Annotated in this window: 22 protein-coding genes and 1 other annotated feature; of the genes, 19 read left to right on the forward strand and 3 right to left on the reverse strand. The window is 56.2% G+C overall.

Features of this window, described 5'->3' with window-relative positions:
- Positions 1 to 339 precede the first annotated feature (339 nt).
- From dnaA to gyrB, 4 genes are read left to right on the forward strand one after another with little or no spacing between them, the layout of a single operon-like run.
- Complete coding sequence (gene dnaA, locus BFV63_RS00005; protein ID WP_003861124.1) at positions 340 to 1,734, forward strand: chromosomal replication initiator protein DnaA; 1,395 nt, start codon at positions 340 to 342, stop codon at positions 1,732 to 1,734.
- Positions 1,735 to 1,738: 4 nt separating this feature from the next.
- Entirely contained in the window at positions 1,739 to 2,839 is a 1,101-nt protein-coding gene (dnaN, locus tag BFV63_RS00010) for a DNA polymerase III subunit beta (RefSeq protein WP_003861122.1), read from the forward strand.
- Entirely contained in the window at positions 2,839 to 3,912 is a 1,074-nt protein-coding gene (gene recF, locus BFV63_RS00015) for a DNA replication/repair protein RecF (RefSeq protein ID WP_003861121.1), read from the forward strand. The genes dnaN and recF overlap by 1 nt, the downstream gene beginning before the upstream one ends.
- Before the next feature lie 28 nt (positions 3,913 to 3,940).
- Positions 3,941 to 6,352, forward strand: coding sequence for a DNA topoisomerase (ATP-hydrolyzing) subunit B (gene gyrB, locus BFV63_RS00020; protein WP_003861119.1), 2,412 nt, complete (start codon positions 3,941 to 3,943; stop codon positions 6,350 to 6,352).
- A gap of 33 nt (positions 6,353 to 6,385) precedes the next feature.
- Here the strand turns inward: gyrB and BFV63_RS00025 are convergent, their stop codons facing one another.
- On the reverse strand, positions 6,386 to 7,321 hold the full coding sequence (locus tag BFV63_RS00025; protein WP_047055137.1) for a LysR family transcriptional regulator: 936 nt from the start codon (positions 7,319 to 7,321) through the stop codon (positions 6,386 to 6,388).
- A gap of 113 nt (positions 7,322 to 7,434) precedes the next feature.
- Here BFV63_RS00025 and BFV63_RS00030 point away from each other — a divergent pair, with 113 nt between their 5' ends.
- The 8 genes from BFV63_RS00030 to BFV63_RS00065 all read left to right on the forward strand — a co-directional run bounded on the left by BFV63_RS00030 (position 7,435) and on the right by BFV63_RS00065 (position 15,722).
- Positions 7,435 to 8,460, forward strand: coding sequence for a zinc-dependent alcohol dehydrogenase family protein (locus tag BFV63_RS00030; RefSeq protein WP_048241609.1), 1,026 nt, complete (start codon positions 7,435 to 7,437; stop codon positions 8,458 to 8,460).
- Between the two features lie 113 nt (positions 8,461 to 8,573).
- Complete coding sequence (yidA, locus tag BFV63_RS00035) at positions 8,574 to 9,386, forward strand: sugar-phosphatase (protein ID WP_048241608.1); 813 nt, start codon at positions 8,574 to 8,576, stop codon at positions 9,384 to 9,386.
- A gap of 226 nt (positions 9,387 to 9,612) precedes the next feature.
- Positions 9,613 to 10,302, forward strand: a complete 690-nt coding sequence (gene dgoR, locus BFV63_RS00040) for a D-galactonate utilization transcriptional regulator DgoR (protein WP_003861109.1) — start codon at positions 9,613 to 9,615, stop codon at positions 10,300 to 10,302.
- On the forward strand, positions 10,299 to 11,177 hold the full coding sequence (locus BFV63_RS00045) for a 2-dehydro-3-deoxygalactonokinase (RefSeq protein ID WP_003861107.1): 879 nt from the start codon (positions 10,299 to 10,301) through the stop codon (positions 11,175 to 11,177). Before dgoR ends, BFV63_RS00045 begins: the two co-directional genes overlap by 4 nt.
- Positions 11,161 to 11,778: a 2-dehydro-3-deoxy-6-phosphogalactonate aldolase gene (locus BFV63_RS00050; protein WP_023315081.1), complete on the forward strand. Its 618-nt coding sequence runs from the start codon at positions 11,161 to 11,163 to the stop codon at positions 11,776 to 11,778. The genes BFV63_RS00045 and BFV63_RS00050 overlap by 17 nt, the downstream gene beginning before the upstream one ends.
- Positions 11,775 to 12,923 carry a galactonate dehydratase gene (dgoD, locus tag BFV63_RS00055; protein WP_003861103.1) on the forward strand — a complete coding sequence of 383 codons (1,149 nt, stop codon included), beginning with the start codon at positions 11,775 to 11,777 and terminating at the stop codon, positions 12,921 to 12,923. The genes BFV63_RS00050 and dgoD overlap by 4 nt, the downstream gene beginning before the upstream one ends.
- Positions 12,924 to 13,103: 180 nt before the next feature.
- Positions 13,104 to 14,441 carry an MFS transporter gene (locus BFV63_RS00060; protein ID WP_015570129.1) on the forward strand — a complete coding sequence of 446 codons (1,338 nt, stop codon included), beginning with the start codon at positions 13,104 to 13,106 and terminating at the stop codon, positions 14,439 to 14,441.
- 51 nt (positions 14,442 to 14,492) lie between these two features.
- Positions 14,493 to 15,722, forward strand: a complete 1,230-nt coding sequence (locus BFV63_RS00065; RefSeq protein WP_072203092.1) for a YidR family protein — start codon at positions 14,493 to 14,495, stop codon at positions 15,720 to 15,722.
- Here the strand turns inward: BFV63_RS00065 and BFV63_RS00070 are convergent.
- A complete protein-coding gene (locus BFV63_RS00070; protein ID WP_003861096.1) occupies positions 15,719 to 16,051 on the reverse strand; it encodes a YceK/YidQ family lipoprotein in 333 nt (110 codons plus the stop codon). The genes BFV63_RS00065 and BFV63_RS00070 overlap by 4 nt on opposite strands.
- 247 nt (positions 16,052 to 16,298) lie before the next feature.
- Positions 16,299 to 16,373: a sequence feature (ROSE (Repression Of Heat Shock gene Expression) occurs in the 5'-region of heat shock genes and acts as an RNA thermometer to modulate expression.), on the forward strand.
- On the opposite strand from BFV63_RS00070, the gene ibpA reads away from it, so the two are divergent.
- The 3 genes from ibpA (at position 16,367) to BFV63_RS00085 (ending at position 19,193) form a co-directional block, all read left to right on the forward strand.
- Positions 16,367 to 16,777 (forward strand): small heat shock chaperone IbpA, encoded by a 411-nt coding sequence (gene ibpA, locus BFV63_RS00075; RefSeq protein WP_003861094.1) that lies wholly within the window; start codon positions 16,367 to 16,369, stop codon positions 16,775 to 16,777. It overlaps the preceding feature by 7 nt.
- 136 nt (positions 16,778 to 16,913) lie before the next feature.
- Positions 16,914 to 17,342: a small heat shock chaperone IbpB gene (gene ibpB, locus BFV63_RS00080; protein ID WP_003861091.1), complete on the forward strand. Its 429-nt coding sequence runs from the start codon at positions 16,914 to 16,916 to the stop codon at positions 17,340 to 17,342.
- 189 nt (positions 17,343 to 17,531) lie between these two features.
- Positions 17,532 to 19,193 (forward strand): putative transporter, encoded by a 1,662-nt coding sequence (locus tag BFV63_RS00085; protein ID WP_032608144.1) that lies wholly within the window; start codon positions 17,532 to 17,534, stop codon positions 19,191 to 19,193.
- On the opposite strand, the gene BFV63_RS00090 is transcribed toward BFV63_RS00085, so the two are convergent.
- Positions 19,173 to 19,907, reverse strand: a complete 735-nt coding sequence (locus tag BFV63_RS00090; protein WP_003861087.1) for a GntR family transcriptional regulator — start codon at positions 19,905 to 19,907, stop codon at positions 19,173 to 19,175. The genes BFV63_RS00085 and BFV63_RS00090 overlap by 21 nt on opposite strands.
- 222 nt (positions 19,908 to 20,129) lie before the next feature.
- Between BFV63_RS00090 and BFV63_RS00095 the strand changes: the two genes are divergently transcribed.
- The 4 genes from BFV63_RS00095 to BFV63_RS00110 all read left to right on the forward strand — a co-directional run bounded on the left by BFV63_RS00095 (position 20,130) and on the right by BFV63_RS00110 (position 23,848).
- Positions 20,130 to 21,752 carry an alpha-glucoside-specific PTS transporter subunit IIBC gene (locus BFV63_RS00095; protein WP_045346070.1) on the forward strand — a complete coding sequence of 541 codons (1,623 nt, stop codon included), beginning with the start codon at positions 20,130 to 20,132 and terminating at the stop codon, positions 21,750 to 21,752.
- Complete coding sequence (locus BFV63_RS00100) at positions 21,749 to 23,071, forward strand: 6-phospho-alpha-glucosidase (RefSeq protein WP_048241604.1); 1,323 nt, start codon at positions 21,749 to 21,751, stop codon at positions 23,069 to 23,071. The genes BFV63_RS00095 and BFV63_RS00100 overlap by 4 nt, the downstream gene beginning before the upstream one ends.
- A gap of 92 nt (positions 23,072 to 23,163) precedes the next feature.
- Positions 23,164 to 23,511, forward strand: coding sequence for a YidH family protein (locus BFV63_RS00105; RefSeq protein ID WP_003861080.1), 348 nt, complete (start codon positions 23,164 to 23,166; stop codon positions 23,509 to 23,511).
- Positions 23,501 to 23,848: a DUF202 domain-containing protein gene (locus tag BFV63_RS00110; protein WP_022650092.1), complete on the forward strand. Its 348-nt coding sequence runs from the start codon at positions 23,501 to 23,503 to the stop codon at positions 23,846 to 23,848. The genes BFV63_RS00105 and BFV63_RS00110 overlap by 11 nt, the downstream gene beginning before the upstream one ends.
- The last annotated feature ends 16 nt before the right edge of the window (positions 23,849 to 23,864 follow it).

The following is a 23,864-nucleotide window of genomic DNA, read 5'->3' on the forward strand; positions in this document are numbered from 1 at the left end:
TCTGTGCTCATTAAATTTTCCAATATGCGGCCTAAATCGCGAGGCACTCGCGTCAGGATCGTTTACACTTACCCGATTCCGGATCTTCCTGTGGATAAATCGGGAAGAATCTGTGAGAAACAGAAGATCTCTGGCTCAGTTTAGGCTATGATCCGCGGTCCCGATCGGGATCCAGCGATCCTGGTCGGGCATAAACACAACATCGTTCAGGCTGTATCAACGATAGCGTGTATAACCGCAGATAGCGGTTCGCACATCACCCTGATGGGGTCATGTCGATGTGCGCCAACAATCATGAATATTCAATAGTTTTCTTTTATTGTTCGAGTGGAGTCCGCCGTGTCACTTTCGCTTTGGCAGCAGTGTCTTGCCCGATTGCAGGATGAGTTACCAGCCACAGAATTCAGTATGTGGATCCGCCCGTTGCAGGCGGAACTGAGCGATAACACGCTGGCTTTGTATGCGCCAAACCGTTTCGTGCTCGATTGGGTAAGGGATAAATACCTTAATAACATCAATGGACTGCTGAACGATTTCTGCGGGTCAGATGCCCCACAGCTGCGTTTTGAAGTGGGCACAAAGCCGGTCACCCAAACCGTTCGTGAAGTTGTCAATGTGGCAGCCCCTGCACAGGCGGCGCCCGCTCCAGCGCCTCGCGTTGCACCGGCTCGTCAGGGGTGGGATAACGTTCCGGCCCCCGCTGAGCCTACCTACCGCTCTAACGTTAACGTGAAACACACGTTCGATAACTTCGTTGAAGGTAAGTCGAACCAGCTGGCGCGCGCGGCGGCTCGCCAGGTTGCCGATAACCCCGGTGGCGCTTACAACCCGCTGTTCCTGTATGGCGGCACGGGTCTCGGTAAAACGCACCTGTTGCATGCGGTGGGCAACGGCATTATGGCGCGTAAGCCCAATGCCAAAGTAGTGTATATGCACTCCGAACGCTTCGTTCAGGACATGGTAAAAGCCCTGCAAAACAATGCGATCGAAGAGTTTAAACGCTACTACCGTTCCGTTGATGCGCTGCTGATCGATGACATTCAGTTCTTTGCCAATAAAGAACGATCGCAGGAAGAGTTTTTCCATACCTTTAACGCCCTGCTGGAAGGCAATCAGCAGATCATTCTGACCTCGGATCGTTATCCAAAAGAGATCAACGGCGTTGAAGATCGTCTCAAATCCCGCTTCGGCTGGGGCCTGACCGTGGCGATCGAGCCGCCGGAGCTGGAAACCCGCGTCGCGATCCTGATGAAAAAAGCCGACGAGAACGACATTCGCCTGCCGGGTGAAGTGGCGTTCTTTATTGCCAAGCGCCTGCGTTCCAACGTGCGTGAGCTGGAAGGGGCGCTGAACCGCGTTATCGCTAACGCCAACTTCACCGGTCGTGCGATCACCATCGATTTTGTGCGTGAAGCGCTGCGCGATTTATTGGCTTTGCAGGAAAAACTGGTCACTATCGACAATATTCAGAAGACGGTGGCTGAGTACTACAAGATCAAAGTGGCAGATTTACTGTCTAAACGTCGTTCCCGCTCGGTGGCGCGTCCGCGTCAGATGGCGATGGCGCTGGCAAAAGAGCTAACCAACCACAGCCTGCCGGAAATCGGTGATGCGTTTGGTGGCCGTGACCATACGACCGTGCTGCACGCTTGTCGCAAGATCGAGCAGTTACGCGAAGAAAGCCACGACATAAAAGAAGATTTTTCCAATTTAATCAGAACATTATCATCGTGACGCTATGAAATTTACCGTTGAACGTGAACATTTATTAAAACCGCTGCAACAGGTGAGTGGCCCATTAGGCGGCCGCCCTACGCTGCCTATTCTTGGAAACCTGCTGCTTCAGGTCGCGGACGGTACGCTGTCGCTGACCGGCACAGATCTGGAAATGGAAATGATCGCGCGCGTTACGCTGACTCAGCCGCACGACGCGGGCGCGACCACGGTTCCGGCACGTAAATTCTTTGATATTTGCCGTGGGCTGCCGGAAGGCGCTGAAATCGCCGTGCAGCTGGAGGGCGACCGCATGCTGGTGCGCTCTGGCCGCAGCCGTTTCTCCCTCTCCACGCTGCCCGCTGCGGACTTCCCGAACCTGGATGACTGGCAGAGCGAAGTTGAATTTACCCTGCCGCAGGCGACGATGAAGCGTCTGATTGAAGCCACGCAGTTCTCCATGGCGCATCAGGACGTTCGTTACTACTTAAACGGCATGCTGTTCGAAACCGAAGGTGAAGAGCTGCGTACCGTGGCGACCGACGGTCACCGTCTGGCGGTCTGTTCCATGCCGATTGGCGATTCACTGCCAAACCATTCGGTGATCGTACCGCGTAAAGGCGTAATTGAACTGATGCGCATGCTCGACGGCGGCGATACCCCACTGCGCGTGCAGATTGGCAGCAACAATATTCGTGCCCACGTGGGCGATTTTGTCTTCACATCGAAGCTGGTAGACGGTCGTTTCCCGGATTATCGCCGCGTATTGCCGAAGAATCCGGACAAAACGCTGGAGGCGGGTTGCGACATCCTCAAGCAGGCGTTTGCGCGTGCCGCTATTCTCTCGAACGAGAAATTCCGCGGCGTACGTCTGTACGTGAGTGAAAACCAGATCAAAATCACCGCCAACAACCCGGAGCAGGAAGAGGCAGAAGAGATTCTGGACGTCACCTACGCCGGGGCTGAGATGGAAATCGGCTTCAACGTCAGCTACGTGCTGGATGTGCTGAATGCACTGAAATGCGAGAACGTTCGCATCCTGCTGACTGACTCCGTTTCGAGCGTACAGATTGAAGATGCCGCATCACAGTCGGCTGCTTATGTTGTTATGCCAATGAGACTGTAATGTCGCTCACCCGTCTGTTGATCCGCGACTTTCGCAATATCGAAAGCGCGGATCTCGCTTTATCCCCTGGCTTTAACTTCCTGGTTGGCGCGAACGGCAGCGGCAAAACCAGCGTGCTGGAAGCCATCTATACGCTCGGCCACGGCCGGGCGTTTCGCAGTTTGCAGATTGGTCGCGTGATTCGCCACGAGCAGGATTCTTTTGTTCTGCACGGGCGTTTGCAGGGAGAGGAGCGAGAGACCGCCATCGGCCTGACCAAAGATAAGCAGGGTGACAGCAAGGTGCGCATCGACGGCACCGATGGCCACAAGGTGGCGGAGCTGGCGCTGCTGATGCCGATGCAGCTGATTACGCCCGAGGGGTTTACTTTACTCAACGGCGGCCCCAAATACAGAAGAGCGTTCCTCGACTGGGGATGCTTTCACAATGAAGCCGGTTTCTTTAACGCCTGGAGCAACCTGAAGCGTCTGCTTAAACAGCGTAACGCCGCATTGCGCCAGGTCACGCGCTACGCCCAGCTGCGTCCGTGGGACATGGAACTAATCCCTCTAGCGGAACAAATCAGCCGCTGGCGTGCCGAATACAGCGCAGGTATCGCCGAAGACATGGCCGACACCTGCAAACAGTTTTTACCCGAGTTCTCTCTCACCTTCTCTTTCCAGCGTGGCTGGGAGAAAGAGACGGACTATGCCGAGGTGTTAGAGAGAAGCTTCGAGCGCGATCGCATGTTGACCTACACCGCGCACGGCCCGCACAAGGCGGATTTCCGCATTCGTGCCGACGGTGCGCCGGTGGAAGACACGCTGTCGCGCGGGCAGCTGAAGCTCCTGATGTGTGCGCTGCGCCTGGCGCAGGGGGAGTTCCTCACCCGCGAAAGTGGGCGACGCTGCCTGTACCTGATAGATGATTTTGCCTCGGAACTTGACGACGCGCGGCGCGGGCTGCTTGCCAGCCGCCTGAAAGCCACGCAGTCGCAGGTTTTCGTCAGCGCCATTAGCGCTGAACACGTTATGGACATGTCGGACGAAAATTCGAAGATGTTTACCGTGGAAAAGGGTAAAATAACGGATTAACCCAAGTTGAAATGAGCGAGAAACGTTGATGTCGAATTCTTATGACTCCTCCAGTATCAAAGTCCTGAAAGGGCTGGATGCGGTGCGTAAGCGCCCGGGTATGTATATCGGCGACACGGATGACGGCACCGGTCTGCACCACATGGTATTCGAGGTGGTAGATAACGCTATCGACGAAGCGCTCGCGGGTCACTGTAAAGACATCGTGGTCACCATCCATGCGGACAACTCCGTGTCCGTTACCGATGACGGCCGTGGCATCCCAACCGGTATTCACCCGGAAGAGGGCGTATCTGCTGCGGAAGTGATCATGACCGTTCTGCACGCAGGCGGTAAGTTCGATGATAACTCCTATAAAGTTTCCGGCGGTCTGCACGGCGTAGGCGTATCCGTAGTAAACGCCCTGTCGCAGAAGCTGGAGCTGGTTATCCAGCGCGAAGGCAAAATTCACCGTCAGATCTACCAGCACGGCGTGCCTGAAGCGCCGCTGGCCGTCACGGGTGATACCGAGAAAACCGGTACCATGGTGCGTTTCTGGCCGAGCCTTGAAACCTTCACCAACGTCACCGAATTCGAGTACGACATTCTGGCGAAACGCCTGCGTGAACTGTCGTTCCTGAACTCCGGCGTGTCGATTCGTCTGCGCGACAAACGCGACAACAAAGAAGACCACTTCCATTACGAAGGTGGTATCAAGGCGTTCGTTGAGTATCTGAACAAGAACAAAACGCCAATTCACCCGAATATCTTCTACTTCTCTACTGAAAAAGACGGTATCGGCGTGGAAGTGGCCTTGCAGTGGAACGACGGTTTCCAGGAAAACATTTACTGCTTCACCAACAACATTCCACAGCGCGACGGCGGTACGCACCTTGCGGGCTTCCGCGCGGCGATGACCCGTACCCTGAACGCCTACATGGACAAAGAAGGCTACAGTAAAAAAGCGAAAGTCAGCGCCACCGGTGACGATGCCCGTGAAGGCCTGATTGCCGTGGTCTCCGTGAAGGTGCCGGATCCGAAGTTCTCCTCACAGACCAAAGACAAGCTGGTCTCTTCTGAGGTGAAATCGGCGGTTGAACAGCAGATGAACGAACTGCTGAGCGAATACCTGCTGGAAAACCCGTCCGACGCGAAAATCGTGGTGGGTAAAATTATCGATGCGGCGCGTGCCCGTGAAGCGGCGCGTAAAGCGCGTGAAATGACCCGTCGTAAAGGCGCGCTGGACCTGGCAGGCCTGCCGGGCAAACTGGCTGACTGTCAGGAACGCGACCCGGCGCTGTCTGAACTGTACCTTGTGGAAGGGGACTCCGCGGGCGGTTCTGCAAAGCAGGGCCGTAACCGCAAGAACCAGGCGATTCTGCCGCTGAAGGGTAAAATCCTCAACGTTGAGAAAGCGCGCTTCGACAAGATGCTCTCTTCTCAGGAAGTGGCGACGCTCATCACCGCGCTCGGCTGCGGCATTGGTCGCGACGAGTACAACCCGGACAAACTGCGTTATCACAGCATCATCATCATGACCGATGCGGACGTCGACGGCTCGCACATCCGTACGCTGCTGTTGACCTTCTTCTATCGTCAGATGCCGGAAATCGTTGAGCGCGGCCACGTCTACATTGCGCAGCCACCGCTGTACAAGGTGAAAAAAGGCAAGCAGGAACAGTACATTAAAGATGACGACGCGATGGATCAGTACCAAATCGCGATCGCCCTTGATGGTGCGACCCTGCACGCAAACTCCAGCGCGCCAGCGCTGGCCGGTGAGCCGCTGGAGCGTCTGGTCTCCGAGTTCAACGCCACGCAGAAAATGATTGGCCGTATGGAGCGTCGCTATCCGAAAGCGCTGCTGAAAGAGCTGATTTACCAGCCGACCCTGACCGAAGCCGATCTGAGCAACGAGCAGACCGTCACCCGCTGGGTGAACACCCTGGTGAGCGAGCTGAACGAGAAAGAGCAGCACGGCAGCCAGTGGAAGTTCGACGTTCAGCAGAACGCTGAGCAGCAGTTCGAGCCGATTGTTCGCGTGCGTACCCACGGCGTCGATACCGACTACCCGCTGGAGCACGAGTTTGTGACCGGTCCGGAATACCGCCGTATCTGCACCCTCGGCGAGAAGCTGCGTGGTCTGATCGAAGACGACGCGTTCATCGAACGTGGCGAGCGTCGTCAACCGGTAGCCAGCTTCGAACAGGCGCTGGAGTGGCTGGTGAAAGAGTCCCGTCGTGGCCTCTCTATTCAGCGTTATAAAGGCCTGGGCGAAATGAACCCGGATCAGCTGTGGGAAACCACTATGGATCCGGAAAGCCGTCGCATGCTGCGCGTCACCGTTAAAGACGCAATCGCAGCGGATCAGCTGTTCACGACCCTGATGGGCGATGCGGTTGAACCACGTCGCGCCTTCATCGAAGAGAACGCCCTGAAGGCGGCGAATATCGATATTTAATCGTCGCTTTACGACAACATAACTGGCCGCGCTTTAGCGCGGCTTTTTTATGGACGCAGGAAACTCCAGCGACATCACTGCCGGTAAACGTTTGACCAGCATATCTATGGCAATTCTTACCCTTAGCGGCAGGTGTGGCGTCTGCTGCCAGACGGCATGAACGTCGAAGCGTACATCCGGGGCCTGCTTAAAGAGCGGGACAAGATTTCCCTGATGAATTTCTTTGATGACCATCCAGCAGGGTAACCATGCAATACCGTGGCCGGCCAGCGCCGCGTCGCAGATCGCCTGCAAATCATCCATATTGAGGGATGAGCGGGGAATAAACGTGCGCGACGTGCCATCGTAATCCATCAGCTGCCAGGGTAAGACTCTGCCCGCACGCGTGTAGTTAATGGCCGTATACTGGCGTAAATCATCAACGCTTTGCGGCTGGCCATTCTTAAGCAGATAATCCGGCGCGGCACACAGAACCATTCGGTGCACTCCCAGCCTTCTGGCGACCAGCACGGCGCTGTCAGCCAGGGTGCCATTGCGCACCGCCATATCAAACCCTTCTTCCACAAGATCCACGATGCGGTCGCTAAAGGACATTTCAAGCTCAAGCCCGGGATGCTCCTGCGCCAGCTCTATTAGCAGCGGGGCGATACACTGGCGACCAAACAGCACCGGCATGGCAACACGCAGCCGACCGCTGACCTGATGTTTTCCGGTTTCAAGCTGCGATTCAGCGCCACGGATCTCTTCCAGCGCGCGCAGGCAGCGTTCATAAAAAAGCGCGCCGTTATCGGTCAGCCTCTGGCTGCGGGTGGTCCGATGAAACAGACGAACCCCCAGCCTCTCTTCAAGACGAGCAATGCTTTTTCCTACCGCCGAGCGCGACAAATGCAGACGGACGGCGGCCTGGGCAAAACTTCCTGCCTCAACGGAGGCAACGAAAACGGGAATATCTTTCAGCGTATCGGTCATGGATGAATTGTATCAATTTGGTCATCAATGAAGGGAAAACTTATCGCCACTGGTGACGCTGAGTCAACGGTAGACTGTCAGAACTGAAAATCATCTGATGACAGGAGAAAAAAATGACAGCAACAATGCAACGCTGGTCAATGGATGCCCTTGGTCGTGAAAGCCTCAGGCTCATTCAGGAGCCTGTTCCACAGCCAGGCCCGGGAGAGGTCCGCGTACGGGTTAATGCCGTTGCGCTCAACTACCGGGATAAAATGGTGATTGAAGGCACGATGCCGATTCCGCTTTCCTTCCCGTTTACCCCAGCATCTGACATGGCAGGCGTGGTGGACAGCATCGGTGAAGGCGTTACGCGTTTCAAACCCGGCGCACGCGTCATCTCAACCTTCTTCCCGGAATGGATCGACGGCAAGCCGCAGGCAGACGCGCGCGATTTGCCCTATAAAACGTCCGGTGGATACTTCCAGGGCATGCTGGCCGAATATGTGATTGTGAGTGAAAACGCGCTGGTGGCGTCCCCGGAAAGCCTGGATGACGCTGAGGCCAGCACGCTTCCTTGCGCGGGGCTTACCGCATGGTTCGCGCTGGTGGAGCGCGGTCATTTACGCGCCGGGCAATCGGTGCTGGTACAAGGGACGGGCGGTGTGGCGCTATTCGCTTTGCAGATAGCAAAAGCGCACGGCGCAGAGGTGTTTGTCTCCTCGGGAAGTGATGAAAAACTGGCGCGGGCCAAAAAGCTGGGGGCCAGCCAGGGCATCAACCGACTGAAAGGCGACTGGGCTGAAAATACGCTGGCACTGACGCAGGATCGCGGCATCGACCATATTATCGAAACCGTGGGTGGGGAGAACCTGAGACATTCCCTGCGCGCCGTTGCCGTTCATGGGCGGATATCGGTCATTGGCGTGCTGGCCGGGACAGAGATTACTCTCCCTGCAAGCGAGCTGTTGCTGAAATCTCCCGTCATTCAGGGGATTGGGGTTGGACACCGCCGGGCGCTGGAAGATTTCGTCCACGCCGTGGATGTGATGGAACTCAAGCCCGTGATTGAGCATCGCTACCGTTTTGACGAACTGGAACAGGCGCTTGAGCATCTGGATCGCGGTGCGTTTGGCAAAATCGTTCTCACCCGCGAGTGAGTTCTTGTTCCCGGGATAAATATAAAAGGGGCTTTTTGTTGCGCAAGGTAGCTCTATTTTTGTGTGCTTAATCGCGTTAGCATGAGGTAGCACTCATTTATCCCGGGGACCCCATGGCCATCAAACTCATTGCAATCGATATGGACGGCACGCTGCTGCTGCCAGACCACACTATCTCTCCTGCCGTTAAAAATGCGATCGCCGCCGCACGCGAAAAAGGCGTGAACGTGGTGCTCACCACCGGACGCCCGTATGCCGGGGTGCACAGTTACCTGAAAGAGCTGCACATGAACCAGCCTGGCGATTACTGCATCACCTATAACGGCGCGCTGGTGCAAAAGGCAGCCGATGGCAGCACGGTGGCGCAAACTGCACTGAGCTATGATGACTACCGTTTCCTGGAAAAACTCTCCCGCGACGTGGGCTCTCACTTCCACGCGCTAGATCGCAATACGCTTTACACCGCCAACCGCGATATCAGCTACTACACGGTGCACGAGTCCTACGTTGCAACCATTCCACTGGTGTTCTGTGAAGCGGAGAAAATGGATCCGGCGACACAGTTCCTGAAAGTGATGATGATTGATGAACCTGCGGTTCTCGACAAAGCCATTTCACGCATTCCGGCTAAGGTAAAAGAGAAATACACCGTACTGAAAAGTGCGCCGTACTTCCTCGAAATCCTCGATAAACGCGTCAATAAAGGCACGGGCGTCAAATCGCTTGCCGATGCGCTGGGCATCAAGCCTGAGGAGATCATGGCGCTGGGCGACCAGGAAAACGATATTGCGATGATCGAATATGCAGGCATGGGCGTGGCGATGGATAACGCCATCCCGTCGGTAAAAGAAGTGGCGAACTTCGTGACCAAATCTAACCTGGAAGACGGCGTTGCCTGGGCGATCGAGAAATTTGTCCTCTCCTAGCAGCTGTCTGTAATCATCAGCCTCGGTTATCTACCGGGGCTTTTTTTGGCCCTGAATTTATCGAATTGTTCTTTTTGTGATCTGGATTGTAGTACAACATTAACTGATTGTACTACATTGTCACCACGGCAAAGACGAAAGGCCTCACGTTTGTACTGCAAAAGTGAGGCGAAATTCAGCGGTCGCGGTAAAGTAGTGATGGACTTACAGAGCACAAGGACTCTCCATGACACTCAATAAAACCGATCGCATTGTCATCACGCTGGGCACTCAGATTGTGGGTGGCAAATACGTTCCCGGTTCGCCGCTGCCAGCAGAGGCGGAACTGTGCGAGGAGTTTGAAACCTCGCGCAACATCATCCGGGAAGTGTTCCGCTCGCTGATGGCGAAGCGGCTGATTGAAATGAAGCGCTATCGCGGCGCGTTTGTGGCGCCGCGTAACCAGTGGAACTACCTCGATACCGATGTTCTGCAATGGGTACTGGAAAACGACTACGACCCACGGCTTATCGGCGCGATGAGCGAAGTCCGAAATCTGGTGGAACCGGCCATTGCCCGCTGGGCGGCTGAGCGCGCAACGTCAGGTGACCTGGCACAGATTGAGTCGGCTTTAAACGACATGATCGCCAATAACCAGAATCGGGAGGCGTTCAACGAGGCGGACATTCGCTACCACGAGGCGGTATTGCAGTCGGTGCATAACCCGGTGTTACAGCAGCTTAGCGTGGCGATCAGCTCGCTACAGCGAGCAGTATTTGAACGTACCTGGATGGGTGATGAGGCCAACATGCCGAAAACGCTTCAGGAACATAAAGCGCTGTTCGATGCGATACGGCATCAGGACGGCGATGCGGCAGAGCAGGCGGCGCTGACCATGATCGCCAGCTCGACACGAAGGTTGAAGGAAATCACATGACATCACGCTACATCGCAATTGACTGGGGATCGACCAATCTGCGCGCCTGGCTCTACCAGGGTGAGCAGTGCCTGGAAAGCAGGCAATCAGAAGCAGGTGTGACGCGCCTGAACGGTAAATCCCCAGCAGCGGTGTTAGCAGAGGTGACACAAAACTGGCGCGACGGTACTACGCCAGTGGTGATGGCCGGAATGGTCGGCAGTAACGTAGGCTGGAAGGTTGCGCCTTATCTGTCGGTTCCGGTGCATTTCACTGCCGTTGGCGAGCAGTTAACGTCCGTTGGCGACAATGTCTGGATTATCCCCGGTTTATGCGTCTCTCGCGACGATAACCATAACGTGATGCGCGGTGAAGAGACGCAACTGCTCGGGGCGCGCACGCTTTCTCCTTCTTCTGTCTACGTCATGCCCGGGACGCACTGCAAATGGGTCCAGGCGGATGCTGAGCAAATTCATGACTTTCGCACCGTAATGACCGGCGAATTGCACCACTTGCTGCTTAAGCACTCGCTGGTGGGGGCCGGTTTGCCGGAGCAGACCCCTTCGCCGGAAGCGTTTGCCGCCGGGCTGGAGCGCGGGATCGCATCCCCTGCCGTTTTGCCGCAACTTTTTGAGGTTCGCGCCTCGCACGTGCTGGGAAATCTTCCGCGCGAACAGGTCAGCGAATTTCTGTCCGGCCTGCTGATTGGCGCAGAGGTCGCCACCCTGAGCGACGCGTTCGCCGGGCAGCAGGCCATCACGCTCGTCGCGGGTTCATCGCTGACGTCTCGTTACCGCCAGGCGTTCCACGCTATCGGACGGGATGTTGCTGCGGTGGAAGGCGACACGGCATTTCAGGCAGGCATAAGGAGCATCGCTCATGCAGTGGCAAACTGAACTTCCCCTGATCGCGATTTTGCGCGGTATCACGCCCGGTGAGGCCTTAGCGCACGTTGGCGCGGTGATCGACGCCGGGTTCGACGCGGTGGAAATCCCGCTCAACTCCCCGGAGTGGGAAAAAAGCATTCCGGCAATTGTGAAGGCGTTTGGTGATAAGGCGCTGATTGGCGCTGGCACCGTATTACAGCCGGAGCAGGTGGATGAACTGGCGAAGATGGGCTGCAAGCTTATTGTCACACCGAATATGAACCCCGAGGTGATCCGCCGGGCGGTGGAGTACGGCATGACCGTTTGCCCGGGTTGCGCCACGGCTACAGAAGCCTTTGCCGCCCTCGATGCAGGCGCACAGTCTCTCAAAATTTTCCCGTCGTCGGCCTTTGGTCCGGATTACATCAAAGCGCTGAAAGCGGTCTTACCCGCCAGCGTGCCGGTCTTTGCCGTGGGCGGCGTCACGCCGGAAAACCTGGTGCAGTGGATAAAAGCGGGCTGTGTGGGCGCCGGGCTGGGCAGCGATCTCTATCGTGCCGGACAGCCCGTTGAGCGTACCGCACAGCAGGCGGCAGCATTTGTGAAAGCGTATCGAGAGGCAGTGCAATGAAAATAACCAAACTCACCACGTACCGTTTACCCCCGCGTTGGATGTTCCTGAAAATCGAAACCGACGAAGGCGTGGTTGGCTGGGGCGAGCCGGTGATTGAAGGCCGTGCGCGCACCGTTGAAGCCGCGGTTCACGAGCTGGGCGAATACCTGATTGGCCAGGATCCGGCGCGCATCAACGACCTGTGGCAGGTCATGTACCGGGCGGGATTTTACCGTGGCGGTCCGATCCTGATGAGCGCCATCGCCGGTATTGATCAGGCGCTGTGGGATATCAAAGGCAAAGTGCTGAATGCCCCGGTCTGGCAATTAATGGGCGGCCTGGTGCGCGACAAAATCAAAGCCTACAGCTGGGTGGGCGGTGACCGCCCTGCGGAAGTGATCGACGGTATCCGGCAACTGCGCAACATCGGTTTTGACACCTTCAAACTCAACGGCTGCGAAGAGATGGGCGTTATCGACAACTCGCGCGCGGTAGACCGGGCGGTGAATACCGTGGCGCAAATCCGCGAGGCTTTCGGCAACGAGATTGAGTTTGGCCTGGATTTCCACGGCCGCGTTAGCGCGCCAATGGCCAAAGTGCTGATTAAAGAGCTGGAGCCGTATCGCCCGCTGTTTATCGAAGAGCCGGTGCTGGCCGAGCAGGCGGAATACTATCCAAAACTGGCTGAACAGACCCATATTCCTATCGCCGCGGGTGAGCGTATGTTCTCGCGCTTCGAGTTCAAACGCGTGCTGGAAGCGGGCGGCATTGCGATCCTGCAACCGGACCTCTCCCACGCGGGTGGCATCACCGAATGCTACAAAATTGCCGGAATGGCAGAAGCCTACGATGTGGCGCTGGCCCCGCACTGTCCGCTTGGGCCAATTGCGCTGGCGGCCTGCCTGCACGTCGACTTCGTCTCGCGCAATGCGGTGTTCCAGGAACAAAGCATGGGCATTCACTATAACAAGGGCGCGGAGCTGCTCGACTTTGTGAAAAACAAGGAAGACTTCAGCATGGAAGGCGGTTTCTTTAAACCGTTAACGAAGCCGGGCCTTGGCGTGGAGATCGACGAAGCCAAAGTCATTGAGCTGAGTAAAAGTGCGCCGGACTGGCGTAACCCACTGTGGCGTCATGAAGACGGTTCCGTAGCCGAGTGGTAAATGCGCGTCATACTTCGCGCTGGTGATGCGTTGGCTGCGTTTTCTTACCCCGGTCACATACTTTTGTATGCTCCCGGGGATGCGAAAACTTGCCGCCTTCCCCCAGCACAAATTATTTAGCGCATTCCGTTTACGTTTTTAATTAAAAAAAACAAATACACCCTCTGTAAACTACAGGGCATGGTGAGCGGCTTCGCTATGCCCAAAATCTGGAGACAGATTGCGATGGATATTCCAGTTACTGCTGCAAAAACCGGGCGTCGTCGTTACCTGACGCTTATCATGATCTTTATTACCGTGGTCATCTGTTATGTCGACCGCGCCAACCTTGCCGTGGCATCGGCTCATATTCAGGAAGAGTTTGGCATCACCAAAGCGGAAATGGGCTACGTCTTCTCGGCGTTTGCCTGGCTGTATACGCTCTGCCAGATCCCGGGCGGCTGGTTCCTTGACCGCGTGGGGTCGCGTCTGACCTACTTTATCGCTATTTTTGGCTGGTCCGTGGCGACCCTGTTCCAGGGCTTCGCCACCGGGCTGATGTCACTGATTGGCCTGCGCGCCATCACCGGGGTGTTTGAAGCGCCCGCGTTTCCGACCAACAACCGCATGGTGACCAGCTGGTTCCCGGAACACGAACGCGCTTCCGCTGTTGGTTTTTACACCTCCGGGCAGTTTGTTGGCCTGGCATTTCTGACGCCGCTGTTAATCTGGATCCAGGAGCTACTGAGCTGGCACTGGGTGTTCATCGTCACCGGCGGGATCGGCATTATCTGGTCGTTAATCTGGTTTAAGGTCTATCAGCCGCCGCGCCTGACCAAAAGCATCACCAAAGCCGAACTGGACTACATCCGCGACGGCGGTGGCCTGGTGGACGGCGATGCGCCCGTGAAAAAAGAGGCGCGCCAGCCGCTGACCAGAGCGGACTGGAAGCTGGTCTTCCACCGTAAGCTGGTGGGCGTTTATCTGGGTCAGTTCGCGGTGACTTCCACGCTGTGGTTCTTCCTCACCTGGTTCCCGAACTATCTGACCCAGGAAAAAGGGATTACCGCGCTGAAGGCGGGCTTTATGACTACCGTACCCTTCCTTGCGGCGTTTTTCGGCGTCCTGCTCTCGGGCTGGCTGGCGGACAAACTGGTGAAAAAAGGCTTCTCACTGGGCGTTGCGCGTAAAACGCCTATTATCTGCGGCCTACTGATCTCTACCTGCATCATGGGAGCGAACTACACCAACGATCCGGTGTGGATCATGACCTTGATGGCGGTAGCGTTCTTCGGGAACGGTTTTGCCTCCATCACCTGGTCGCTGGTGTCGTCGCTGGCGCCGATGCGTCTGATTGGCCTGACCGGCGGCGTGTTTAACTTCGTTGGCGGCCTGGGCGGGATCACCGTGCCGCTGGTCATCGGTTACCTGGCGCAGGACTACGGCTTTGGTCCGGCGCTGGTGTATATCTCTGCCGTGGCGCTGATCGGGGCGCTCTCCTATATCCTGCTGGTCGGCGACGTGAAACGAGTAGGCTAATCCCTTCGGATGTTTTACCCTGATGCGATAACCGCGCATCAGGGTATTTTCATGAAACAAATCACCTTCGCTTCCCGCAACCACCAGCTCACCAACATCAACACCTGGACGCCAGACAGCCAGTGGCTTGTCTATGATGTCCGCCCGTCCGGCGCGTCGTTTACCGGTGAAACCATTGAGCGGGTCAATGTTAGTACGGGCGAGGTTGAGGCGATCTACCGTGCGACTGACGGCGCGCATGTTGGCGTGGTAACCGTTCATCCGGCGCAGGACAAATATGTTTTTATCCACGGCCCGAAAAACCCGGATGCAGACTGGCAGTATGATTTTCACCATCGTCAGGGGGTGATTGCGCACAATGGTCAGGTGAGCAATCTTGATGCGATGGATATCACCGCGCCTTACACGGCAGGTGCGCTGCGTGGCGGCACCCACGTTCACGTTTTTAGCCCGAACGGGCAGTTCGTCAGCTTTACCTATAACGACCATGTGCTGCACGCGCGCGATCCGCAGCTGGATTTGCGTAACGTCGGGGTGGCGGCGCCTTGTGGTCCGGTAAACCCACAGGGGAACCATCCGCGGGAATATGCCGGAACCTTCTGGAGCGTACTGGTAAGCCGGACAACGCCGAACCCGAAACCGGGCAGCGATGAGATCAACCGCGCCTATGAAGAGGGCTGGGTGGGCAACGACAGGCTGGCGTTTATCGGCGATACGGTGTCTGCGAAAGGCGAGAAAGTGCCCGAACTGTTTATTGTCGATCTTCCCAAAGACGAGCAGGGCTGGAAACGAGCGGGCGATGCGCCGTTGCAGGGAACGCCGGATACAATGCCCGCGCCGCCTGCGGGCGTCATGCAACGCCGCCTTACCTTCACCCATCAGAAGGCGTATCCGGGGCTGGTGAACGTGCCGCGCCACTGGGTGCGCAGCAATCCACAGGGGACGCAGGTCGCGTTTTTAATGCGGGACGATAACGGCGTTGTGCAGCTGTGGCTTATCTCCCCTGAGGGCGGCGAGCCGCGCCAGCTGACCCACACTGAGCGTGATATTCAGTCGGCTTTTAACTGGCATCCTTCTGGCCGCGCACTTGGGTTTGTGCTCGAAAGCCGCATTGCCTGCTGCGATGCGCAGACCGGTGAGGTGACGTTTTTGACCTTCGATCATGGCAATCCGCCGTCTGCTGACGCTGTGGTGTTTTCCCCGGACGGACGATTTATTACATGGATGGAAGAGAAGGACGGCTTCCGCCAGCTGTGGCTAACGGAAACCGCACAGAATTAGCGTGGAGGCATCGCTGCGGGCGGGATGACGGAGTTGGTTGCCAGCGTCTCCTGCTCGCTTTTCTCAACGCGCGAACGCACTGAGCTGTCGGTGCGGAACATATCCCACGGCAGCAAAAGCGTATCGGCAACCGCCGTAAACGGCATATCAAGAATCGCCAGAGATTTGGTACCCCAGTTTGTCTCATCATCAGAGATCATTGCGGCACTGGCGCGCGTCCCCGGATATGTTCCTTCTTTACCGCCGGTGTGCGACATCACGCTCGAACACCCGCAAAGTAAAACAACCCCGCTGAACGTCGCCAGCTTAATCAGAACATTTCTCATCATCACTCAGTCATCATTAGTAGCACGGCATTGACCTGCAACTCAGGGTTATAGCGAGGCGCGTCCAAAATGGATAGCTCCAAACTCCCGCACTGTGGTCGCCATCGCAATTTAACCCTTTGTGCTGTGCCCCTGAGTCTATGCGACAACCAGCAAAGTGCAAAAAAATCTCACATCAACAGGCTTGAAAAGGCCGTATCCATACCCATTTTAAGAATGTAACCCGATAACGGACACGCCTGATGGGTGTTCGGGGAAGCAGAAGCCTGTCCATGGTGGAAGGCTACATTTTCTCGCTGATTTCAGGAGCATTTATCTATGCGTAATTTCGATCTCTCTCCGCTATACCGTTCTGCCATTGGTTTTGATCGTCTGTTCAACCACTTAGAAAACAACCAGAGCCAGAGCAACGGCTATCCTCCATACAACGTTGAACTGGTTGACGAAAACCACTATCGCATTGCGATTGCTGTTGCCGGTTTCGCAGAGAGCGAACTGGAGATCACCGCGCAGGACAATCTGCTGGTGGTGAAAGGCTCCCATGCGGGCGAGCAGAAAGAACGAACCTACCTCTACCAGGGTATCGCAGAGCGTAACTTTGAACGCAAGTTCCAGCTGGCTGAGAACATCCACGTCAAGGGCGCGAACCTGGTGAACGGCCTGCTGTTTATCGAACTGGAACGTGTGATTCCGGAAGAGAAAAAACCGCGTCGTATCGAAATCAATTAATTAAGCGGGTCGCGGCTGCGGCCCACCTGAAATTGCTTGCCGTAAAGGGAGCATATGCGAATCCGCAAGGGTTTGCAGGTACAACTGTGCACAAAATTAAACTGTGCCGAACTCGCTTCTCAGAAGGAGATTTAGTATGCGTAACTATGATTTTTCCCCCCTGCTGCGTCAGTGGATCGGTTTTGACAAACTGGCTAACGCGCTGCAAAGCGCAACCGAACAGCAGACCTTTCCGCCGTACAACATCGAAAAAAGCGATGATAACCACTACCGCATCACGCTTGCGCTGGCCGGGTTCCGCCAGGAAGATCTCGACATCCAGCTTGAGGGTGCGCGCCTGACCGTGAAAGGGTCACCGGAAAAACCAGACACCGAGACCAAATGGCTGCATCAGGGGCTTGTCACTCAGCCGTTTAGCCTGAGCTTTACCCTGGCAGACCATATGGAAGTTTCTGGCGCGACGTTCACTAACGGGCTGCTGAACATTGACCTCACCCGTAACGTGCCGGAAGCCATTGCGCCTCAACGCATCGCCATTAGCGAACGCCCGGCGTTGAATAGCTAATCGTGTGCGGGCTGGTGCCCTCACCCCGACCCTCTCCCTGTGGGAGAGGATGCAAACATTAAAAACGGTCACCTTCGGGTGACCGTTTTGCGTTTACCTTCGGCTTTTATGTGCGCCATCGCCCATACAACCGCCGCCAGTTCTGAGAGAATCCTTATCATAACTAAGGTTATACACAGGATGTGGAACATGAGTGATATCGCGTTAACCGTCAGCGTGTTGGCCCTTGTCGCGGTAGTGGGGCTATGGCTGGGGAATATCAAAATCCGCGGCGTCGGGTTTGGGATTGGCGGGGTGCTGTTCGGCGGGATTTTTGTCGGCCATTTTGCCGACCAGCTTGGGTGGGTGCTCAGCGCCGATATGCTGCATTTCATCCAGGAGTTCGGCCTGATCCTCTTTGTGTATACCATCGGTATTCAGGTGGGGCCGGGCTTCTTCGCTTCCCTGCGCGTCTCCGGTTTACGCCTTAATCTCTTTGCCTTCGGCATTGTTGTGATGGGTGGGCTGGTCACCGCGATCCTGCATAAACTCTTCGCTATTCCGCTGCCCGTCGTGCTGGGCATCTTCTCCGGCGCCGTCACGAATACGCCCGCGCTCGGGGCGGGCCAGCAAATTCTGCGCGATCTGGGTATCCCTGCTGATGTCGTCGATCAGATGGGGATGAGCTACGCCATGGCCTATCCGTTTGGCATTTGCGGTATTTTGCTCTCGATGTGGCTGGTGCGCGTGCTGTTCCGCGTTAACGTCGAGCAGGAGGCAAAAGAGCATGAAAGCACGCTGACCAACGGCCATGCGCTCATTAAAACTATCAATATTCGCGTCGAAAACCCTAATCTGAACAATATGGCGATTCAGGATGTTCCCATTCTGAACAGCGCGACCATTATCTGTTCCCGCCTGAAACGTGATGACACGCTGATGGTGCCTTCACCGGATACCCTTATTCAGCACGGCGATCTCCTGCATCTGGTAGGGCAACCGGCGGATTTAAACAATGCCCGGCTGGTGATCGGTCAGGAGGTGGATACCTCACTCTCAACCCGTGGAACGGACATGCGCGTGGAGCGCGTGGTAGTGACCAATGAGAAGGTTCTGGGCAAGAAAATACGCGATTTGCAGGTTAAAGAGCGTTATGACGTGGTGATCTCCCGGCTTAACCGCGCCGGTGTCGAGCTGGTGGCCAGCCAGGATGCCAGCCTGCAATTCGGTGATATTCTCAACCTCGTCGGGCGTCCTTCATCTATTGATGCCGTAGCGGACATGGTGGGCAACGCCCAGCAAAAACTCCAGCAGGTGCAGATGCTGCCGGTCTTTATCGGCGTCGGGCTTGGCGTCATGCTTGGCTCCATCCCCCTGTATGTGCCCGGCTTCCCGGTAGCACTGAAGCTGGGTCTGGCAGGCGGGCCGCTCATTATGGCGCTTATCCTCGGGCGTATCGGCTCCATCGGTAAGCTCTACTGGTTTATGCCGCCGAGCGCTAACCTGGCGCTGCGGGAGTTGGGCATCGTGCTGTTTCTGGCGGTGGTGGGGCTGAAATCCGGCGGCGATTTTGTCGATACTCTGGTGAACGGCGAAGGGATGAGCTGGGTAGGATACGGCATATTTATTACCGCTATCCCACTGATAACTGTCGGATTATTGGCGCGTATGTTCGCTAAAATGAACTATCTCACGCTGTGCGGCATGCTGGCCGGTTCCATGACCGATCCGCCCGCGCTGGCGTTCGCCAATAACCTGCACGCCACCAGCGGCGCGGCGGCGTTATCCTACGCCACGGTTTATCCGCTGGTGATGTTTCTGCGCATCATCACCCCGCAGCTACTGGCGGTGCTATTCTGGGGGATGGGCTAATAAGTCTTCCGGGTGGATGCGCCGCAGATGGTAGTCCACCTGGTAATCGCTGGTGTTCCGGAACATCACGGAATAATTGAGGAACTCGCCGCTGTCGCTGTAGGAAAGGGAGGTGATGCGCAGCAGCGGCGTCTGTTCCGGCACATTCATATAACCGGCCAGCTGTTTATCTGCCAGCACCGGCGTCAGGCTCTCGTAATTGCCGCTGATGGTGATCCCACACTCCTTCTCGATGTAATCAAACTTAGACCCTTCGAGATGCGCCAGGGAAAGATTGCGGAACAGCTTCACCGGCATAAAGCTGTCCTCCAGCATCAGCGGTTTTCCGTCCACGTAACGCACCCGCCTTGAAAAATAGATCCGCTCATCAACCTGAATCCGCAGCTGGCTGGCGATGGCGGGCGGCGCGGGCATCACTTCAAACTGCAACACCTTGCTTTGCACTTCTTTCCCCTGCTGGCGCAATACCTCCACCAGCCCAGTCAGGTTAGTCGTTTCATGATGAACGTCTTTGCGCGCCACGAACGTCCCGCTACCGTGTCGACGTTCAACCAGCCCCCAGCTTACCAGCAGATCCAGCGCTTTGCGGACGGTCATCCGGGCTACGCCAAACTCCTTTGCCAGCGCTTTTTCTCCGGGTAACGGACTGCCAATGTTGTAGTCCGAAGAATTCAGCCGCAGCCGTAGCCGATCGGCAATTGATTTGTAGATCACCAGTAGACCTCTCTGCGCACATCATGGCGTGGAATACGTCTTAACTTGTCCATGTTTAGTTTAAAAAGTAGACCTGATTGGTCAAATTAAAACCATGAATGCGATCACGAATCGCAGCGGCACGCCATGTTCCCGCATCAGTAACTTCTTATGCTCACCTCAGGCCAGTAAAAAACCATAAAGGCCTCTATCCCCTACAGGTTGTTTCATGAGGATTTAAAAATGCTCAGTCAAATACAACGCTTTGGCGGCGCCATGTTCACCCCGGTTTTGCTGTTTCCCTTTGCCGGGATCGTGGTTGGGATCGCCATCATGCTTCGCAATCCGCTGTTTGTCGGTGAGGCCTTAACCGCGCCTGATAATCTGTTCGCGCAAATTGTTCACATCATCGAAGAGGGCGGCTGGGCGGTGTTCCGTAATATGCCGCTGATTTTTGCTGTCGGCTTACCGATTGGCCTGGCAAAGCAGGCGCAGGGCCGCGCCTGTCTGGCGGTGCTGATTAGCTTTCTGACCTGGAACTACTTTATCAACGCGATGGGGATGACCTGGGGCCACTTCTTTGGCGTCGACTTCTCTGCTGAACCCACTGCCGGCAGCGGGCTGGCGATGATTGCCGGAATCAAAACGCTTGATACCAGCATCATCGGGGCGATTATCATTTCCGGGCTCGTCACCGCCATCCACAACCGATTTTTCGACAAGCCGTTGCCGGTCTTTCTGGGGATTTTCCAGGGCACCTCGTTTGTCGTTATCCTCGCGTTCTTCGTGATGATCCCCTGCGCCTGGCTGACGCTGCTGGGCTGGCCGAAAGTGCAGATGGGCATTGAGTCGTTGCAGGCCTTTCTACGTACCGCTGGCGCGCTGGGCGTATGGGTTTATACCTTCCTGGAACGCATTCTGATCCCAACCGGATTACACCACTTTGTCTACGGCCCGTTTATCTTCGGCCCGGCTGCGGTAGAAGGCGGCATTCAGGTCTACTGGGCACAGCACCTTCAGGAATTCAGCCAGAGCACTGTGCCGCTGAAAACGCTGTTCCCGGAGGGCGGATTCGCGCTGCACGGCAACTCTAAGGTGTTTGGCTCAGTCGGTATTGCGTTGGCTATCTGGTATACCGCGTCACCGGAGAACCGCGTCAAAGTGGCAGGTCTGCTGATCCCGGCCACGCTTACCGCCGTGTTGGTGGGCATTACCGAACCGCTGGAGTTCACCTTCCTGTTTATCTCGCCTTTGCTGTTTGCCATCCACGCCGTGCTGGCCGCAACGATGGCGACGGTGATGTATATCTTCGGGGTGGTGGGGAACATGGGCGGCGGTCTGCTGGACCAGTTCCTGCCGCAAAACTGGATCCCGATGTTCCATAACCACGCCTCGACGGTATTCACCCAGATTGGCATCGGCCTCTGCTTCACCGGGATCTACTTCGTGGTCTTCAGAACGCTTATCGAACGTCTGAATCTCAAAACGCCGGGCCGGGAAGAGAGCGAAATCAAGCTCTACAGCAAGGCCGACTATAAGGCCGCTCGTGGGCAAACCACCGCCCCGGCGGCAGCCAGCCAGCAGGTCGGACAGGCCGCTGGGTTCTTACAGGCGCTCGGCGGCGCAGCGAATATCGAAAGTATCAATAACTGCGCCACCCGCCTGCGTATCGCCCTGGTGGATATGACGAAAACCCAAAGCGATGACGTATTCAAAGCCCTGGGAGCACACGGTATGGTGCGGCGCGGCAACGGCATACAGGTGATTGTCGGTCTGCACGTTCCTCAGGTGCGCGACCAGCTGGAATCGCTGATGAAAACCCCTTTAACAAACGAACAAACCACTCTGACAGAGGCTATATCATGAAAAAATTCTCAGTTGTTATTGCAGGCGGCGGCAGTACATTCACGCCTGGTATCGTCCTGATGCTGTTAGCCAACCGTGACCGTTTCCCGCTGCGTGCGCTGAAGTTCTATGACAATGACGGAGCACGTCAGGAGATCATCGCCGAGGCGTGTAAAATCATCCTTAAGGAGCAGGCGCCGGAGATTGAATTTAGTTACACCACCGATCCTGAAGCGGCCTTTACCGATGTGGATTTCGTGATGGCGCATATTCGCGTTGGCAAATATCCCATGCGTGAAAAAGATGAAAAAATCCCGCTGCGCCACGGCGTGCTGGGCCAGGAAACGTGCGGGCCGGGCGGCATCTCCTACGGCATGCGCTCCATCGGCGGCGTGCTGGAGCTGGTGGATTACATGGAGCAGTACTCCCCGAACGCGTGGATGTTGAACTACTCCAACCCGGCGGCGATTGTCGCGGAAGCCACGCGCCGCCTGCGTTCGAACGCGAAAATTCTCAACATCTGCGACATGCCGATCGGCATTGAAGGACGTATGGCGCAAATCGTGGGCCTGAAAGACCGCAAAGAGATGCGCGTGCGCTACTACGGTCTGAACCACTTCGGCTGGTGGACGTCGATTGAAGATCAGAACGGCAACGATCTGATGCCGAAGCTGCGCGAATACGTGGCGAAAAACGGTTATGTTCCGCCTTCGGAAGATGTGCATACTGAAGCGAGCTGGAACGATACCTTCGCCAAGGCCAAAGACGTACAGGCGCTGGATCCGGACACCATGCCGAACACCTACCTGAAGTATTACCTGTTCCCGGACTATGTGGTCGCCCATTCCAATCCGGAGCGTACCCGCGCCAATGAAGTGATGGATCACCGTGAGAAGCATGTATTCAGTTCATGTCGGGCGATTATCGAAGCCGGTCATTCTTCTGCCGGTGAACTGGAAATTGACGAACATGCGTCGTACATCGTCGATCTGGCGACCGCGATTGCCTTTAACACCCAGGAACGCATGCTGCTGATTGTGCCTAACAATGGGGCTATCCATAACTTTGATGCTGACGCGATGGTAGAAATACCTTGTCTGGTCGGCCACAACGGACCGGAGCCGCTGACCGTGGGTGATATTCCGCACTTCCAGAAAGGGCTCATGAGCCAGCAGGTGGCGGTGGAAAAACTGGTGGTGGACGCCTGGGAGCAGCGCTCGTATCAGAAACTCTGGCAGGCGATTACCCTGTCGAAAACCGTACCGAGCGCATCGGTGGCGAAGGCGATTCTGGACGATCTGATTGAAGCGAATAAGGATTACTGGCCAGAGCTGCACTAATCTTTCTGACCGGCATCGCCTGATGCCGGTCTCCTTGTCCTGGCTGAATTACGCTATGCTGAAGCCTGCATGCAGCACGACAAGGAACTTTCATGAACATTTCCCGCCTCGGTGAAGCACCGGACTACCGCTTCTCACTGGCTAACGAACGCACGTTCTTAGCGTGGATCCGCACCGCCCTGGGCTTTCTGGCCGCAGGCGTCGGCCTTGATCAGCTCGCCCCCGATTTTGCCACCCCGTTGATTCGCGAAGTGCTGGCCCTGCTACTGTGCCTGATTGCCGGCGTGCTGGCGATTTATGGCTATCTGCGCTGGCTGAGAAATGAAAAGGCGATGCGTCTGAAGCAGGATCTCCCCTACACGCGCGGCTTGCTCATTATCAGTACGATTTTGCTGATGGTTGCGGGCGTAGTGATGTTACTGGTGCTGTATGCCGGATAGCCGCAAAGCGCGGCGGGAAGCGGACCCCGGCCTTCAGCCAGAGCGAACCTCGCTGGCCTGGCTGCGCACGCTGCTGGGGTATGGCGCGCTGATCGCTCTTGCCATTAAGCACAACTGGCACCGCACGGGGGCGCCATTCTGGATCTCCATTGTTGTGCTGGCGCTGGTAGCCATCATTTTATGGCGCTACACCCGCAGCCGTAACCTGATGGACGTGTCGCAGAACGACTTTGCGCAGCCGAAAGCGGTGCGGGATAAGTTCCTCATCGCCCTGGCCGTGCTGTCGTTGTCACTGCTGTTTGCGGTAACCCACATTCAACAAATTTTGCACCTGTAGGCCGGGTAAGGCGCAG

It is taken from the genome of Enterobacter hormaechei subsp. xiangfangensis (assembly GCF_001729785.1).
Classification (GTDB): domain Bacteria; phylum Pseudomonadota; class Gammaproteobacteria; order Enterobacterales; family Enterobacteriaceae; genus Enterobacter; species Enterobacter hormaechei_C.